Source organism: Nitrospira sp. CMX1 (genome assembly GCF_054902215.1).
The window spans coordinates 56,219-71,721 of record NZ_JBUBKD010000045.1 but is presented as its reverse complement, the minus strand read 5'-3'; the positions used below and the strand labels follow the sequence as shown (position 1 = coordinate 71,721).

The 15,503-nt window shown below is 55.2% G+C and carries 14 protein-coding genes; 2 read left to right on the top strand and 12 right to left on the bottom strand.

From position 1 onward, the window contains the following. Positions 1 to 13 precede the first annotated feature (13 nt). Entirely contained in the window at positions 14 to 1,681 is a 1,668-nt protein-coding gene (locus tag ACYX34_RS11750; protein WP_462076751.1) for a cyclic peptide export ABC transporter, read from the top strand. Between the two features lie 144 nt (positions 1,682 to 1,825). Here ACYX34_RS11750 and ACYX34_RS11745 read toward each other — a convergent pair whose 3' ends face one another. From ACYX34_RS11745 to ACYX34_RS11730, 4 genes are all read right to left on the bottom strand, one after another. Continuing rightward, entirely contained in the window at positions 1,826 to 2,260 is a 435-nt protein-coding gene (locus ACYX34_RS11745; protein ID WP_462076750.1) for an OsmC family protein, read from the bottom strand. Between the two features lie 23 nt (positions 2,261 to 2,283). Next, positions 2,284 to 2,415 (bottom strand): hypothetical protein, encoded by a 132-nt coding sequence (locus ACYX34_RS11740; protein WP_462076749.1) that lies wholly within the window; start codon positions 2,413 to 2,415, stop codon positions 2,284 to 2,286. 59 nt (positions 2,416 to 2,474) lie between these two features. Continuing rightward, a complete protein-coding gene (locus ACYX34_RS11735) occupies positions 2,475 to 2,720 on the bottom strand; it encodes a DsrE family protein (protein ID WP_462076748.1) in 246 nt (81 codons plus the stop codon). A gap of 75 nt (positions 2,721 to 2,795) precedes the next feature. Then, a complete protein-coding gene (locus tag ACYX34_RS11730) occupies positions 2,796 to 3,278 on the bottom strand; it encodes a VIT1/CCC1 transporter family protein (RefSeq protein ID WP_462076747.1) in 483 nt (160 codons plus the stop codon). 646 nt (positions 3,279 to 3,924) lie between these two features. On the opposite strand from ACYX34_RS11730, the gene ACYX34_RS11725 reads away from it, so the two are divergent. Continuing rightward, on the top strand, positions 3,925 to 4,677 hold the full coding sequence (locus tag ACYX34_RS11725; protein ID WP_462076746.1) for a 4'-phosphopantetheinyl transferase family protein: 753 nt from the start codon (positions 3,925 to 3,927) through the stop codon (positions 4,675 to 4,677). Between the two features lie 42 nt (positions 4,678 to 4,719). Here the strand turns inward: ACYX34_RS11725 and ACYX34_RS11720 are convergent, their stop codons facing one another. The 8 genes from ACYX34_RS11720 to ACYX34_RS11685 form a co-directional block, all read right to left on the bottom strand. Next, positions 4,720 to 5,355, bottom strand: coding sequence for an ABC-type transport auxiliary lipoprotein family protein (locus ACYX34_RS11720; RefSeq protein WP_462076745.1), 636 nt, complete (start codon positions 5,353 to 5,355; stop codon positions 4,720 to 4,722). A 34-nt stretch (positions 5,356 to 5,389) separates the two neighbouring features. Beyond that, the gene (locus ACYX34_RS11715; protein ID WP_462076744.1) at positions 5,390 to 6,352 is read right to left on the bottom strand and encodes an MlaD family protein; all 963 of its coding nucleotides are present in this window, start codon (positions 6,350 to 6,352) and stop codon (positions 5,390 to 5,392) included. Positions 6,353 to 6,479: 127 nt separating this feature from the next. Beyond that, positions 6,480 to 7,289 (bottom strand): ABC transporter ATP-binding protein, encoded by an 810-nt coding sequence (locus ACYX34_RS11710; protein ID WP_462076743.1) that lies wholly within the window; start codon positions 7,287 to 7,289, stop codon positions 6,480 to 6,482. A 177-nt stretch (positions 7,290 to 7,466) separates the two neighbouring features. After that, on the bottom strand, positions 7,467 to 8,582 hold the full coding sequence (locus ACYX34_RS11705; protein ID WP_462076742.1) for an MlaE family ABC transporter permease: 1,116 nt from the start codon (positions 8,580 to 8,582) through the stop codon (positions 7,467 to 7,469). 97 nt (positions 8,583 to 8,679) lie between these two features. Then, positions 8,680 to 10,482 (bottom strand): ATP-dependent zinc metalloprotease FtsH, encoded by a 1,803-nt coding sequence (ftsH, locus tag ACYX34_RS11700; RefSeq protein WP_462076741.1) that lies wholly within the window; start codon positions 10,480 to 10,482, stop codon positions 8,680 to 8,682. Positions 10,483 to 10,523: 41 nt separating this feature from the next. Next, on the bottom strand, positions 10,524 to 11,477 hold the full coding sequence (locus ACYX34_RS11695; RefSeq protein WP_462076740.1) for a DUF1207 domain-containing protein: 954 nt from the start codon (positions 11,475 to 11,477) through the stop codon (positions 10,524 to 10,526). A gap of 372 nt (positions 11,478 to 11,849) precedes the next feature. Beyond that, complete coding sequence (locus ACYX34_RS11690; RefSeq protein ID WP_462076739.1) at positions 11,850 to 14,264, bottom strand: phosphoketolase family protein; 2,415 nt, start codon at positions 14,262 to 14,264, stop codon at positions 11,850 to 11,852. Then, complete coding sequence (locus ACYX34_RS11685) at positions 14,257 to 15,474, bottom strand: acetate/propionate family kinase (RefSeq protein ID WP_462076738.1); 1,218 nt, start codon at positions 15,472 to 15,474, stop codon at positions 14,257 to 14,259. Before ACYX34_RS11685 ends, ACYX34_RS11690 begins: the two co-directional genes overlap by 8 nt. Between the last annotated feature and the right edge of the window lie 29 nt (positions 15,475 to 15,503).

Here is a 15,503-nt window from a genome sequence, read left to right as displayed (position 1 = left end):
AGGCAAGTGGGTGATGCGATTTGGACGCCTTCTCCGCTTTGTCGCGCAGCGGTCGAGATCCATGGCCTGGATCATGGTCTCTGTCGGTATGCTGTCCGGGTTCTTGAGTGCTGGAGTCTTGGCGCTCATCAATCATGTACTTCATCATCCCTCTGATCATTCTCTCCTTTTCGTACTGGGGTTTGTTGGCCTTGTTGCCGGCAAGATCATAGCGAGCGTTGTGTCCCAAATACTGCTCGTCCGATTCGCGCAGGACACCATCTTGGACCTTTCGCTGTCGCTCTGCGCGAAGATCGTGCGGGCACCGTTGCGTCGTTCCGAGGAACGAGGGCCTGCCAATATTCTTGTCACATTGACGGATGACGTCAGTTGGGTGACCTGGTCTATCCAATGCTTTCCGAGTTTCCTCATGAATCTTGCTCTGGTGTTGGGATGCGGGATCTTCCTTGCCTGGTTGTCCTGGAGTGTATTTCTCGGGGTGGCCGGAGTCGCCATCATCAGTCTCCTCGGACATCAGTGGTTACACACCAGTACCCGCAGGATCATTGAAGCAGCTCGAGAGGCCAGAGCCGAACTGTTTCAACGTTTTCGCGCTCTTACTGATGGCTTGAAGGAACTGATGATGAATCAGGCACGGCGGAATGAGTTTATTAATCAGGAAGTGCGAGGAGCGGCAGAGTACTATCGAGAAACCAATCTGAAAGAGAGGCGAATCCGAGCTCTCCTCGGAGTCTGGACCCAGGTTTCGTTCTACTTCCTCATAGGTTATCTCATATTTCTATTCCCATCGTTCGAGACTAATTCTCCTGAGGCCCTGACAGGCTACATCGTGGCCGTTCTCTATGTGATGGGTCCTATCTCGAGCGTCCTTGACATAGCACCCACTCTCGAGAGAGGCCAAGTGGCCTTGGAAAATATCGAACGCCTGGGTATCTCACTGGATGGTGATCTCAACAACCTCCAGGCGACGAACATAGTCGATCAAAATCCTGGAATCCCTCCCATCGTGCAATGGAACGACGTCGAGTTTTCTTACCCCAAGAGCGATGGCGCCGAAACACCCTTCAAGCTCGGTCCGATCAGTTTTGAGCTGTCCCCTGGTGAATTGGTGTTCGTCATTGGAGGGAATGGAAGTGGGAAATCAACGCTTGTGAAAGTGCTTGCTGGATTGTATCAGCCGTCGAGGGGAGACATAAAATTGGGCGGTACGATAATCACCGACGACAATCGGGAATGGTACCGTGAGCACTTCTCGATTATATTCTCGGACTTCTACCTCTTCAAAAAGCTTCTCGGTCACTCTGATACTCGGGTAGAGAAGCTCATGTCCCATTACTTGCAATTGCTGCATTTGGATCAGAAAGTCACCGTATCCGATCGCACCTTTTCGACCCTCGACCTTTCACAGGGGCAACGAAAGCGGTTGGCCCTGGTATCGGCTTATCTGGAGGATCGCTCGATCTACGTGTTTGACGAGTGGGCGGCGGATCAAGATCCGCAGTACAAGGAAGTCTTTTACAAGACGTTGCTTCCTGACCTGCGCTCGCGAGGGAAAACGGTGATCGTTATTACTCATGACGATCGGTATTTCCATCTTGGAAACCAGGTCATCAAGTTGGAAGACGGTAAAGTCGTGGAGCATGTGAGGACTGATGGAGGGAAGATTCGATCGCATGGCTGAGGACACGCTATCGGATATCTCTCTTCAGGGACACGAGCCGCGTGCCTTCTCCGATGGAGGGTAACGAACTGCAGTGTGATCAGCTGCACGTCATGGCTGACCTGCTGAAGTTTAAAGGTCTCAGACTTATTGTTCGACAGTCTGCTAACGTATGACCGGCTCCAAGATCATTTCCGCCTTCATCGAGTTGGAAATAAGACAATTGCGTTCTGCTTTCTCGATCAATTCCTTCGCTTTGGCTGCATCACCGCCAAGCTTCAAGGTAATGGAAGGCCGGATAGTGATCGCTGTGAATTGGAATTTTCCCTCCACTAACTCCAGCTGTCCTTCCGCCGTACTCTCGTATGAGGAAAAGGCAAGGCCGGCTCGTTCCGCGACGGCGAGAAACGTCGTCATCAAACAGACGTTGGCGGACGCGACGAAGAGGTCTTCGGGAGACCAGATGTTCTCATGCCCCTTGAATTCCGGCGGGGTCGCCACCTCCACATCTGGTTTCCCTGCGCACGAGATCATGCCCTTGCGCTGTTCCGTCCACTTCACCGAGGTCTGATACAGATAGGCCTTACTTTTTGATTCCATTCGTCCTCCTTTTTGTCTCGCTATCAGCTCACACCCGTCAGCTTCTTCATGGCTTTGATATAGGCCCGCCCTTGCTCCTGTCGTTCCATCAATCGAACCATTACCGACACTGTGTCGCCGACTTCATTGATCAAATCTTCTCTTGTCACCTTCATGCATGGTCTTCATGGTGTTCGAACAAGCAGTGTAATTCACACCGTAAGCTTGCCGGAGTTCAGTCAGCTCCGCAGCTGAAGAGCGTACCCTTTTTAATGAGAAGTGGAAGCCCAGCCCCATGCACGACCAGCTCGACCGTGAGACTCTGCGGCGAAAACTCCTGATAGAGATTCTTGATGTTATTGAGCACACCACGTTGGACTTTTTCATCACCAAAATTCAGATGTAGCACGACACGATGCGGCCGACCGATTTCAGGCGGCACGTCCTCGCCTGCCCCCCACGTTGATTGGCTGAGCATCATGAATAAAGGGCACACGAAGGAGACCACCAGCCATCTCAACGTCCGAGGGCGCCTCGTCACTGGCTCATACCTCCGTTATTCCGCTCCCACCATCTTGTTCACCCAATCGCCGATCACATGTGTCAGCACAATGACGCACAGGGCAATGAAGAGATGCTCACCGATGACCCTCCAGGGAGCAATCCCTTGTGCTCGAGCGACGAAAAAGCTGAGAACTGTGAGTAAGAATAGTCCCCAAACGACGCTGATGACAATCGCTTGCTCCAACGGACCAACGATGACGGGAACTACAAACGTGACGGACACCAGAAACTTCGCGGCGAATGTGGCAAGCGTAGCTTCCCAAATCTGCTTGGTCGGGCCGGTATTCTTGGACTCTTCGGATACATGAATACCCAGCGCATCCGATAAGGCATCAGCAATAGCGATCGTCAGAATGCCACCGATCACGATCGCGCGCGAATGCGTGCCGGAGTGTAGTCCGACCATCAACCCAAGGGTGGTAATGACCCCTGATGTCAATCCGAAACTGATCCCCGTTTTCCAAGCCGCCTTCATGTTGTCACAACACTCGATTGACAGTACCCCTTCCCTGAAAACCATCTCTCTTACGATCCATCTCCATCATACCCACTGACCTCATTACCCTGATGCATCACAGGAGTAACTTGCATCACTCATGACGGCTCATACCATTTCAACAAGCCGGCTCTGAGCTTGACGAAGCGTTCAAAGGCCCGATCTCCATCGCCCCTTCAACCAGGCTCACGCTCACCTTGAGCGATGTCGAGAAGCCGAGGGACAAGGCTGCCCGTGAGACCATCAAGGGGAACACTGAGAGACCGAAGCATACTTGAAACAGGATAGTGAGATCACGAAAGAGTTTTGACCTACGGCCTGAGGTGCCCCATACTTATCACAGCGACATCAGCCGGATAGGACTGCATAACGTTCTCGCCTTCATTGATGATGCCGTGAAGATGAAGGCAACTTTTGCAGAATGCTGAAAAAGTCCGCCAGCGGCGTTCTCGCAGCGACCAGAGGCTCAACGTACCGAAATGTACGTCTCGCCTCTTCGCTCGCTGTGGCCTTGCTGGATGGCCTTTGGGGACATCCTCAAGTTACTGTGGTGTATGCTGCATGGAACATTCCAGCTACCTTGTCGCCAACAGCCCAGTTTTCCACAACCTGTTAGGACTCCAACGTGCTGATCTCATTCCAGTCGATAGACCATCTCACTGGCACCCGACTCGAGAATCCCATCACCCTTGAGCGACATGCGGTTCATCTGTGGGGCGTTGAACTTGAGGGGTCGTCACGGTCTGTCGCGCGATGTTTCTCGTGGCTGGATGAAGCAGAGCGCCACCGTGCGATTCGGTTGATTCGAGAGCAAGACCGACAGCACTACATCCTGGCTCATGGAGCCCTCAGAGCAGTCCTAGGCCGATGCCTCGGAGTCAGCCCATGTGTGGTATCGCTGGGATGTACGGAGACAGGCAAGCCTTTCCTCAAGAAGGCCGCACCGGAGCATTCCATGATTACCTTCAATTTGTCTCATTCCCATAACCGTGCACTCATTGCTGTCACGAAGGCCCAGGAGATCGGAATCGACCTTGAATGGGTTCGTTCGGAAGTCGATGTTGCGAACTTATCCGAACGCTACTTTGCTCCTTCCGAACATGCCGTGATCATGCAGGCACCGAGAGAACAGCGCGCAACGATGTTTTTCCGTTACTGGGTCGCGAAGGAGGCGGTGCTGAAGGCCCAGGGAATCGGTCTCCGAGGGTTATCCGATTGCGAGGTCATCCTTGGCCAGAATGAACTTAACAGGAATATTCTGGTCCGCTTGGGTTCTCAATTCACAGAACCACTTCGCGTATGTCTGCTCGCTTGTGGAAAAGGATGGGACGCTGCAGTAGCCGCGCAGAATTTAGACGTCGTGAGACAAGGGGAGTAACAGGCCTGGAGCCATCCCTCCGTTGTGTTGCCAGCGCCAAAGCTATCGACGGCAGGCGGGCGAGTGTCGAAGACATTCTCCGAGCCATGTCGTGATCTGATCAAGCAGCACAGCCACCGCCCGATTGGCGGCGACCACGCCACCATAGGCGTTCTCACTCGGTGCAGGTTCGATGGCTTCAAATCGCTGCATCCCCAGAATCGTCGACTGTTTGAGATCCACCAACTGAGCCAGTGCCGTCACTCTGACGCGACTCGGCTGCTGAAGAAACTCCTGCTGCAGGGCAAACCCGTAGACATCGAGTCGATAATCGCCTGGCAGTATGCTTGGCAAGAGAACGACATCGCGCCAGAGACCGCTCTGGCTCAAACTCTGAGCCAACAGAGGCGCAAACATATTCGCTGGCGTATCAGCCCATTGATTCGTGGCGAAATATTCCAACTCATAGGGTCGTTTAAGATAGACCATCCGAGGGGTTTCAAATCCCGGCTCGGCTTGCGGAGGACTGAGCTGAACGACAGAACTATCCCCGTCGGCAGCATGAATCTCTCTCTGCCCTCCCTCACGACTCAGTTGATAGGTATGGGCCGCTTCAGATCCACCGCGAAATGAGATGCAGCCACTCGTAACCAGCACCAATAACACACAGCTCGCATGGACGGCCCGACGAGAAATCATTGCCCCCTTCACAGCTTCCCGTTCCTCAACCGGCTCATTCCCCAGGTCCTCGCGAAGGGGTCTTTCGTCCAAACACCAGCGAGCTTGGCTCTCGCTCCAACTCCCGCGCCACGCGCGTTAACGTACTGGTGAGCTGTCTCAGCTCCGTCACCAATTGACCGGCTTCCGGCAGAGTTCGCTTGGTGAATTGCTGCAGCTCTGGGCGGGCTTCACTGACAACCGCCCCCACGGTCTTCGTGGTCTTTGCAAGCTCCTCGGTCGCCACATCCATGGCGCTCACGCTCTTGGTGATCCCCGCGAGCAAGGGAGGAACCTGGGCATTCAGCGAAGTCGTCAGTCTGGCCAAATTCTCAGCGCTCCTGGCTGCGCCGTTTAAGCTTTGCTCGATCTGGGTCTTGTGGCTGGCAATGGTCTGAGCGACATCCGCAAGATCCTTGATGGTCTTCGTCAGCGTGGTGCGATTGTCTTCATCCAGTACTTTCGCCACTCCTTTGGCCGCCAGATCGAGATCAGCCAACAGTTGGGCCAGCCCCTCTTCCGAAAGGAGACGGGAGGCCGTTTTGTCCAACCGGGCAAATAATGATGGGCCCGTCCTGATCACCGGATATGTCTGCCCTGCTTGGGCCTGCAGCGAAGGAGCCTCACGGCTTCCCCCGGTCAAATTGATGGTGGCAAGCCCGGTTAGCCCCTGCGTTTCTAGTACGGCAATGGTATCGGTCTTCACCGGCGTGCCTCGCACGATGTCCAGCGTCAACAGGACTTCCTCTGGATTGTCAGGACGCAACGTAATGGTCTTCACCCGACCCACATCGACCCCGCGATATTTCACACTGGAATCGACACTGAGCCCTGCAACTGATTCCGTCATATAGGCCTCGTACCGGTCGTACGACCCTCGATAGTCGCTCTTTCCCAGCCATAAAATCCCAGCGAGGATCATCGCTCCCAGAAACGCCACGAACAAACCGACGAGAATGTAGTTGACCTTTGGTTCCATCTAGAGGCCTTCTTGGTATCTCGATTTTGGGTTGCCGGTTCCGAGTTTCACGTTTCGAGATATCGATACCAGAAACCCGAAACGTGGAACTCGGAACTCTTCGCCGACTTACCCCACGCGATACGCGTCACGCTTCACACCTTTCACCGTTTCGTACCGCCTGTTCGCGTGCCGCGCGTCCACGTTCGCCTTGAAAGTATTGACGGATGTATGGATCATCTGATTGAAAGAGTTCCTGCATCGTTCCGACTCCCAGCACTTTCCTTTGACCCAGAACCGTCACTCGATTCGTGATCTGCCAGAGCGAATCGAGATCGTGCGTCACCATGACCACCGTCAGCCCAAGGAGCTTCTTTAGGGAGAGTACCAGATCATCGAATCCCGCCGCGATGATCGGATCGAGCCCTGCCGTCGGCTCGTCGAGGAACAATAATTCAGGGTCCATGACGAGCGCTCGAGCAAGCGCGGCCCGCCTCCTCATGCCGCCGCTGAGCTCGTTAGGATATTTCCCAGCACTCCCCGGCGGGAGTTCCACCATCGCAATCTTGGCCGCTACAATATCACGAATCAGGGCCTCACTCAGCGTCGTATGCTCGCGCAACGGCACCGCGACGTTTTCAGCCAACGTGAGGGAACTGAACAGCCCCCCTTGCTGGAACATCACCCCGAATCGGCGGTGGATCGGATGGCCATCGCCCGCTTCCAATCGGCGACTGTCTACCCCAAACAATCGAATCGTTCCGGCTGACGGCGCGATGAGACCAATGATCTCTCGCAGCAACGTCGTCTTGCCGGACCCGTTGCCTCCGGCAATCGCAAAAATTTCGCCCCGATGAATGGACAGACTGATGTCCTCGTGCACCACCGCCTGTCCGAACTTGGTCGAGACGTGGCTCACGTCAATGATCGACGTCTCTATGTTCGTGGCCAACGGCATCAAAAGCTCCCTCTCACACGCGATCTGCATCTGTTGAAGCGTAGAATCTCAGTGGATGATGAAAGAGTCTGTCCAGCAAGGCCGCAGTGGGCAAAAAACCAAGGCGTACGCGGTTGATACGTTGAGGTGCTGAATGATACGAGAACAAAGCTGGAAGGCTTTTGCACCATCCTCATGCTAGAGGTCCCACCAATTCAGCAGGATACTACAAATCGCATCGAACACAATCACCAGAAAAATACCCTGCACGACACTAATGGTGGTGCGTCGGCCGACATCGTCCACACCGCCCCTGATCTGAAACCCTTGATAGCACCCCACCAAAGCGATGAGCGCGGCAAAGAATGGCGCCTTCCCCAATCCGATGAGCAAATGTCGCACAGGAACGGCTTCCTCGAATCGAGAGACAAACTCAACGAAACTCACATTGAGCTCTCCCAGGGCAATCAACATGCCCCCGAATACTCCTACGGCATCCGCGTACACAGTGAGCAGAGGGAGGGCAATGATCAGGCCAAGCGCTCGCGGCAGCACAAGCAGATTCATCGGCGAGATGCCGAGCGTCCGCACCGCATCGAGTTCTTCCGTGACTTTCATGGTCCCGATCTCAGCCGTATAGGCGGACCCCGAACGGCCGGCGATAAGAATCGCGACGATCAACGGCGCGATTTCACGCAACAGCGAGATGCCGACCAGATCCACGATAAAGATGTTCGTGCCGAACTTTCGCAATTGTTCCGCGCCCTGATAGGCGATGACGACACCGACAAGGAACGTTAAGAGACCGGTGATCGGCAGAGCTCGCACACCATCCAGTTCCACGAACCGCATCAGTGATTTCCACCGAATAGATTGAGGTCGTGCGATAGATCGGCAAAGGGCAAGCGTACTTTCTCCGATGAAGGCCAGAGCGCGAACAGCGGAGGATTGCCGAGACTGGATAGCACGGAGAAGACGCTCGGCCCACCTCACGTTACCACGGGCGACCGCGTCACGGCCGGCCTGAATCGACTGACCCTTTAGTTTCTGGAGCAGCTGTTCAAATTCAGGTTTTAACCCTTGGAGCGATGTCTGTTGCCCTCTGTGCGGTACACCGTCGATGTAACGCTGCAACATCAGCGCGCCACCGGTATCCATGGCGGTCACTTCACCGGCATCGTAGAGGACGGTTGACGTATCCGGCCATCGAATGGTTCGCCCCCTCTGCTCGAGATGAGACAAGTTCGGAAGCGTCCACGCACCTCGGCAGTAGACGACATTATCTTCCACGGAGATGGTTGCCTGTCGCTCCACGTGACTCCATCGGGTGATTCAACGACCTAGGACAATTCAGTATGAAGTCCGTGACAAGCAGCGTCAACTGCGGAGAGGAGAAGTCCTCTTGTTCGGGTCAGGCATTCTCCATGATGGCCCTCAACTCCGCGCCCGTAATCACTTCGCGCTCCAACAACAGCGCGGCCCCTTGTTGCAGCATGGCCTTCTTGTCTTCCAGCAATTGTCGGACACGTCCATACTGCTCATCGACGATCCGACGCACTTCGCAATCAATTTCACGGGCGGTCGCTTCGGAATAGTCACCTTTTTCAGACGCAACAGGCAACTGGAGGAACTGTGCCTGTCGCTCTCGTTCGAGTGTAATCGTGCCGAGTTTCTCGCTCATGCCGTATGCTTTCACCATGCTTTTGGCAATGTCAGTGGCTTTGACGAGATCGTTCTGTGCTCCCGTGGAGGCCTCACCGAAAATCGTTTCTTCGGCAATCCGCCCACCGAGTAACACCGCCACTTTATTCTCCAATTCCGATTTCGTCATCAGAAACCGGTCTTCTGTTGGCAGCTGCAACGTGTATCCGAGCGCTGCGACACCCCGAGGAATAATAGAAATCTTCTGCACCTGGTCGGAGCCGGGAATGGAAAGGGCCACCAGCGCATGACCGGTTTCGTGATAGGCGACCCGTTCCTTTTCCATCTTGTTCAGGACCCGATTCTTCTTTTCCAATCCTGCGATGACCCGCTCCACAGCCTCTTGGAGTTCAGGGAGCCCCACCTGATCCTTACTACGTCGGACTGCCAACAATGCCGCTTCGTTGATCACGTTCGCCAAGTCGGCCCCTGAGAAACCAGGGGTCATGGCGGCAATCTGTTCCAAATCGGCCTCCTGGCTCAAGGCCACCTTCTTGGCGTGCACACGGAGCACATCCAGACGCCCCTTTTTGTCCGGGCGATCCACGGTGACATGGCGATCAAAGCGCCCTGCGCGCAACAATGCGGGATCAAGGATTTCCGGACGATTCGTCGCAGCCATGAGGATCACGCCGACTCGAGGATCGAAGCCGTCCATTTCGACCAACAGTTGGTTGAGCGTTTGCTCGCGCTCTTCATGCGCCATAGGACCCACGCCCCGAGCCTTCCCAAGGGCGTCCAACTCGTCGATGAAGATGATGCAGGGCGCTTTGCCCTTGGCCTGTTCGAACAGATCACGCACCCGCGCCGCGCCCACCCCCACAAACATCTCGACAAACTCCGACCCACTGATGCTGAAGAACGGTACCTCTGCCTCACCAGCTACGGCACGTGCAAGCAAGGTCTTGCCGGTCCCGGGCGGACCGACGAGGAGGATCCCCTTGGGAATCTTGCCGCCGAGCTTGGTGAACTTCTCCGGCGTCTTGAGAAACTCAATCACTTCACGCAGTTCTTCTTTGGCCTCATCCACACCGGCGACGTCTGCGAACGTCACTTTGATGTCCTTCTCCATGTAGATCTTGGCCTTGGATTGGCCGACCTGCATGAACCCTCCCTGAGCCTGTCCGAATCGCTTCAGGATGAAGAACCAAATTCCAACGAACAGCGCAACCGGGACCACCCACGACAGCACATCGCGCCAAAAGGTGGATTCGATCACACCGGTAAAGGTGACGCCATGTTGATTCAGTTCACGAACCAAGTCCGGATCCTCAACCCGCACGGTGGCAAAAGATTTCTGCTCTTTCGACTCACCCTCGGGTTTCAGTTTTCCGGTCAGCACATGGCTCGCAACCGAGACTTCAGCGATCTTGCCGTCCGTCACCAGTTTTTTAAATTCGCTGTAGGGAAGTTCTTCGACCTTATTGAGCGCATGAATGAGGTCATGCACAAGCACCACGGCCATCATGGCCAACAGCACATACCAGATAGAGAAAGAAACTTTATTGTTCATGGCACTGCTCCAATCAAATATGGACGCCGACCCGCATTGGGCTAAAACATGAAATACGCCCCAACGCCGATCGACTCGATCTTTTGATTATAAAATTGCCCGTACGGATTATGGCCATGGAAATAGGTCGCCATGATTCGAAAACGCCGGCGCGACCCCGTGCGAGACCATTCGAATCCGCCGAGGACGTTGGTGTTGATGATCCAGCTCAGTTCCTCATGTGATTTGAAATCCCCCGATATCACGGGCGTCACGACCAAGCGGTTGAGGAACGGCTCCAAGATTCTGGTCCGCATCGACGGCGCCCGTGCCTCGAATCCCCATTGGACTCGGGTGCGGTCGATCGTCGATGGCTCGCGGTGGACGAGCACCGCCGCTCCTCCATACAGGCGAAGCCATCGGTAGTCATAAGACAGAATCCCTTCCGCCTCCTCCAAGATGAAACTCGACGGCTTGATTTCCGGGTGAAGGCCCAAAAATTCGTCGCCGAGATGACTGCTTTGGTGATAGTAGCGAAGCCTCGCCGACCAATTCCCCGAGCGCCAGGTGAGCGGGATCCCCACGTTAAAATCCGTGTTGATCAATGCCGCGTTCCTCTCATCCAAGTTGAACTGCGCAAAGACACCGGTGAGCAACCCCACTTGCCATCCGTTGCAGCCTTTCCGCTTCGTGTAAAAGCCGAAGTTCTCTCCGATGGCCACCGACCCGAGACTAAAGGATGAACCTCCCGCTCGCGGACGAGATTGTTGCCAAATGGCAAAGAACTGCGGTTGCTTCGGATCCGCCATCAAGGGGCGGAAGACGTCGTCGGACGGGAAGGCTTCGCTCGTCTCCCCCTCGTCATGGTGATCATACCGACAGTCGATCACGGCGTGCACCTGACTCGCATCGGAATTCTTAGGATCTGGCTCATCCCCACACGCGTGGCCAGCAAGCAGAAGAACCAGACACCCTACTCCCACACTCCATACATACCTCGAGACTAGCCGGCCCATGTCTTTTCACCCTCCTTCATCACGCTCGTCCGAGCCCCGTTCAGCGTTCTGAAGGCTCCTTCGATAGCATACTTTAAATCGAAATTCACATGTTTTTGATGCGAGCAGAGGAGGCGGATCGCATAGGGGATACCGGCAGGGACTCGTCAAAACCAATCCCGGTGCGTGAACGAAAGTCAGCCAGGCATACGCTGGGCGACTTGATCAGACGTGTACCTATGTCCTCGTAAAACGGTGGCATGAGGCGAATCTACGGGTGGAGCTCCCGCAGACGTGAGTTTCCGAAAGTGACACTTCCTTTTTCTCACGATGCGAGCTCGCGTGGATGACGATGGAACATGGGAAGAGGAAGTCACATGAACCAACACCCGACTATGCCCGTGCCTTCCGCCTCGCCGTCCCGCTCCCCATCCACTTCCACTGCCTGATCTCCGGCATGTCTTCCCCATGTTCGGCGATGTACTGTTTATGTTCGATGCGTTTGTCACGGAGGGCCTGCCTGGTATAGTCGGCCTGCGAGCCACGTAGGCCGATACGGTCGATGACATCAGCGACGAGGTGAAACCGATCGAGATCGTTCATGACCGCCATATCGAAAGGCGTCGTCGTTGTCCCTTCTTCCTTGTATCCCCGCACATGCAGGTTCTTGTGATTCGTTCGCCGATAGGTCAATCGGTGAATCAGCCAAGGATAGCCGTGAAAGGCAAAGATGATGGGTTTGTCGATCGTGAACAAAGCATCGAAATCCTTGTCGGACAATCCGTTCGGGTGTTCGGTCTGCGGCTGCAGTCTCATGAGATCCACTACATTGACGACCCGGACCTTCACATCCGGCAGATACGTCCCTAGTAAGGACACGGCAGCCAATGTCTCCATCGTGGGAACATCGCCGCAACAAGCCATGACCACATCCGGCTCGCCGTTTCGATCGTTGCTGGCCCATTCCCAGATCCCGATACCGGCGGTGCAGTGTTTCACGGCGGCGTCCATGTCGAGCCATTGCGGCGCCGACTGCTTGCCCGCCACGATCACGTTCACATGGTTGCGACTGCGCAGGCAATGGTCGGTGACGGACAGCAGGGTATTGGCATCGGGTGGAAGGTAGACACGAATCACTTCGGCCTTCTTATTCACCACATGATCGATGAACCCGGGATCTTGATGGCTGAACCCATTGTGGTCTTGTCGCCAGACATGGGAAGACAATAAATAATTCAACGAGGCAATCGGCCGTCGCCAGGGGATATGGTTGCAGACCTTGAGCCACTTGGCATGTTGGTTGAACATCGAGTCGATAATGTGGATGAAAGCTTCGTAACAGGAAAAGAAGCCGTGTCGGCCCGTCAACAGATAGCCCTCCAGCCACCCTTGGCATTGATGCTCGCTCAGCATCTCCATCACCCGACCATCCGAGGCCAAGTGGTCATCATACGGATAGCGCTCCGCCATCCAGGCGCGGTTGGTGACATCCAGAACATCTTGCCAACGATTGGAGTTGTTCTCGTCAGGACTGAACAGACGAAAGTTCCGACGCTCTCCGTTGAGGTTCATCGTCTCTCTGAGAAATGCCCCCATCATACGCGTCGCCTCGGCCTCGACAGCACCCGGTTTCTTCACCGTGACGGCGTAGCGACGGAAATCCGGCAAACGCAAATCCTTCAAAAGCAGACCGCCGTTCGCATGGGGATTAGCACTCATGCGCCGGTTCCCCTTGGGCGCCAACTCAGCCAGATCCGGTTTGAATCGGCCGACTTGATCGAACAGCTCCTCCGGCTTATAGCTCTTCATCCATTGTTCAAGAATCTTGATATGAGCCGGTTTATCCATGTCGCCCATCGGCACTTGATGAGATCGCCAGTAATCTTCCGTCCGCTTGCCGTCAATCTGCTTCGGACAGGTCCATCCCTTGGGCGTCCGAAGCACGATCATCGGCCAAATCGGCCGCTTGTTGGTCCCGGTCCGATGGGCAGCTGCTTTGATGTGTGTGAGATCCTGCACAATCGCATCGAGCGTTGTCGCCATAAGCCGATGCATGGCGACGGGGTCTCTGCCTTCGACAACATAGGGACGATAGCCGTACCCGCGGAAGAGCTGTTCCAGCTCACTGTCGCTGATCCTGGCTAGAACGGTCGGATTCGCGATCTTGTACCCATTCAGGTGCAGGATGGGCAGAACCACACCGTCAGTGATCGGATTAAGGAATTTGTTGGAATGCCAGCTGGTCGCCAGCGGACCAGTTTCTGCTTCACCGTCACCGATCACGCAGGCCGCAATCAGATCCGGATTGTCGAACACCGCCCCATAGGCGTGAGACAGGGAATACCCCAGCTCGCCGCCCTCGTGGATCGAACCGGGCGTTTCGGGTGCCACGTGGCTGGGAATACCGCCAGGAAATGAGAATTGCTTGAAGAGTCGCTTCAGGCCCGGTTCGTCCTGCGAAATCTCCGGATACACATCGCTGTAGGTCCCTTCAAGGTAGGCATTCGCGACAAGCCCGGGTCCACCATGTCCAGGCCCGGCGATATAGAGCATATTGAGATCATGCTCCTTGATGATCCGATTCAAATGCACATAGATGAAATTCAAACCTGGCGTAGTGCCCCAATGGCCGAGCAGACGAGGTTTGATATGGGCGCGGGTGAGCGGTTTCCTGAGCAAAGGATTGTCGTAGAGGTAGATCTGGCCGACCGACAGATAATTGGCCGCTCGCCAGTACGCATCCGTTTTCCTGAGCACATCCGGGCTGATCATTTTTGTTCGTTTCTGCACCATGTCTCCTTTACCCATTGGGGATTGAATTGAGCACATGCACAACAGACTGCGCAATCTCGCATTCTTCATCCGTATGCATCACACGGACCGTCACCCTGCTGTCGGTGGTAGAAATAACGGGCGCACCGGCTTCATTGCGATCTTCATCGAAAGCGACTCCAAGAAATTCCAAACCGATGCAGATGCGTGCACGAATAACAGGCGCATGCTCTCCGATCCCGGCCGTAAAGACCAAGGTGTCCAATCCACCCAATGACGCAGCCAACGCGCCGATCGCCTTTTTGACGTGATAACAGAACAACTCGACCGCTTCAGCGGCGCGTGGATCCCCGTGCTCCTGTGCAAGAAGGTCTCGCATATCGGAACTCAGTTCGGAGATGCCCAGCAGGCCTGATTCGGCATTGACCATCTTGTGGAATCGCTCCACGGTCATGCCTTCTGTCTGCGCCAAGTACGAGATCAGCCCAGGATCGAGATCTCCAGACCGACGGCTCATCGGCAGGCCGGAGGCAGGGGTGAATCCCATCGTCGTATCGACAGGCTGACCCTCCTTGACCGCTGCCATGCTGGCACCGTTTCCCAAATGGGCAAGGATAAGACGTCCGCTCGCTTCGCCTGGATTTCCGACTCTGGCCAGTTCTTTCATCAGGAAGGCATAGGACAACCCATGGAACCCGTAGCGTTGAAGGCCCGCTTTCCCATATCGTCGTGGAATCGGTAGGAGTCTGGCCACCTGCGGCATCCCTCGATGAAAGGCCGTATCGAAACAAGCGATCTGGAGGAGGGACGGATGACGCTGTGCCAATGCGTCAATGAGATTGATCTCCGAGGGCAAATGTTCAGGATCGTACGGACTGAGGCGCCGAAGTTCCGCCAACATATCGCGCGTCACACGGTCGGATCTGCTGAACATCGCTCCACCATGAACAATACGATGACCCACAGCACGGAGGTTCTGCATACCGACATCCTGTGCAATCCACTCCATCAAGCACTCGACGGAAGCTCGATGGTCTTGGACCTCGACCGCGTGGCGTTTGGATCGGTTCGTCGGGACATCGCTCACCACCATCACGCTGTCCGGAAGTCCAATCCGATCGATCAGGCCCCGCGTGACCGGTACGGGAGGATCTGCCTCTCGAAACAGCGCAAACTTGATGCTCGAGGACCCGGCGTTGATGACCAAGATCGAGGAGGCACGTGGGGTCGGAATAGTTTCAGTCATGCCGGTTCCAGGTGCTCGTCAGTCGGGTG

Excerpts from the sequence above, each read along its gene's own strand:
- ACYX34_RS11745 (WP_462076750.1), bottom strand. The coding sequence starts at position 2,260 with ATGGAATCAAAAAGTAAGGCCTATCTGTATCAGACCTCGGTGAAGTGG.
- ACYX34_RS11710 (WP_462076743.1), bottom strand. The coding sequence starts at position 7,289 with ATGCCGTTGGCCACGAACATAGAGACGTCGATCATTGACGTGAGCCAC.
- ACYX34_RS11740 (WP_462076749.1), bottom strand. The coding sequence starts at position 2,415 with ATGAAGGTGACAAGAGAAGATTTGATCAATGAAGTCGGCGACACAGTG.
- ACYX34_RS11695 (WP_462076740.1), bottom strand. The coding sequence starts at position 11,477 with ATGGGCCGGCTAGTCTCGAGGTATGTATGGAGTGTGGGAGTAGGGTGT.
- ACYX34_RS11735 (WP_462076748.1), bottom strand. The coding sequence starts at position 2,720 with ATGATGCTCAGCCAATCAACGTGGGGGGCAGGCGAGGACGTGCCGCCT.
- ACYX34_RS11750 (WP_462076751.1), top strand. The coding sequence starts at position 14 with ATGCGATTTGGACGCCTTCTCCGCTTTGTCGCGCAGCGGTCGAGATCC.
- ACYX34_RS11730 (WP_462076747.1), bottom strand. The coding sequence starts at position 3,278 with ATGAAGGCGGCTTGGAAAACGGGGATCAGTTTCGGATTGACATCAGGG.
- ACYX34_RS11715 (WP_462076744.1), bottom strand. The coding sequence starts at position 6,352 with ATGGAACCAAAGGTCAACTACATTCTCGTCGGTTTGTTCGTGGCGTTT.
- ftsH (WP_462076741.1), bottom strand. The coding sequence starts at position 10,482 with ATGAACAATAAAGTTTCTTTCTCTATCTGGTATGTGCTGTTGGCCATG.
- ACYX34_RS11720 (WP_462076745.1), bottom strand. The coding sequence starts at position 5,355 with ATGATTTCTCGTCGGGCCGTCCATGCGAGCTGTGTGTTATTGGTGCTG.
- ACYX34_RS11690 (WP_462076739.1), bottom strand. The coding sequence starts at position 14,264 with ATGGGTAAAGGAGACATGGTGCAGAAACGAACAAAAATGATCAGCCCG.
- ACYX34_RS11685 (WP_462076738.1), bottom strand. The coding sequence starts at position 15,474 with ATGACTGAAACTATTCCGACCCCACGTGCCTCCTCGATCTTGGTCATC.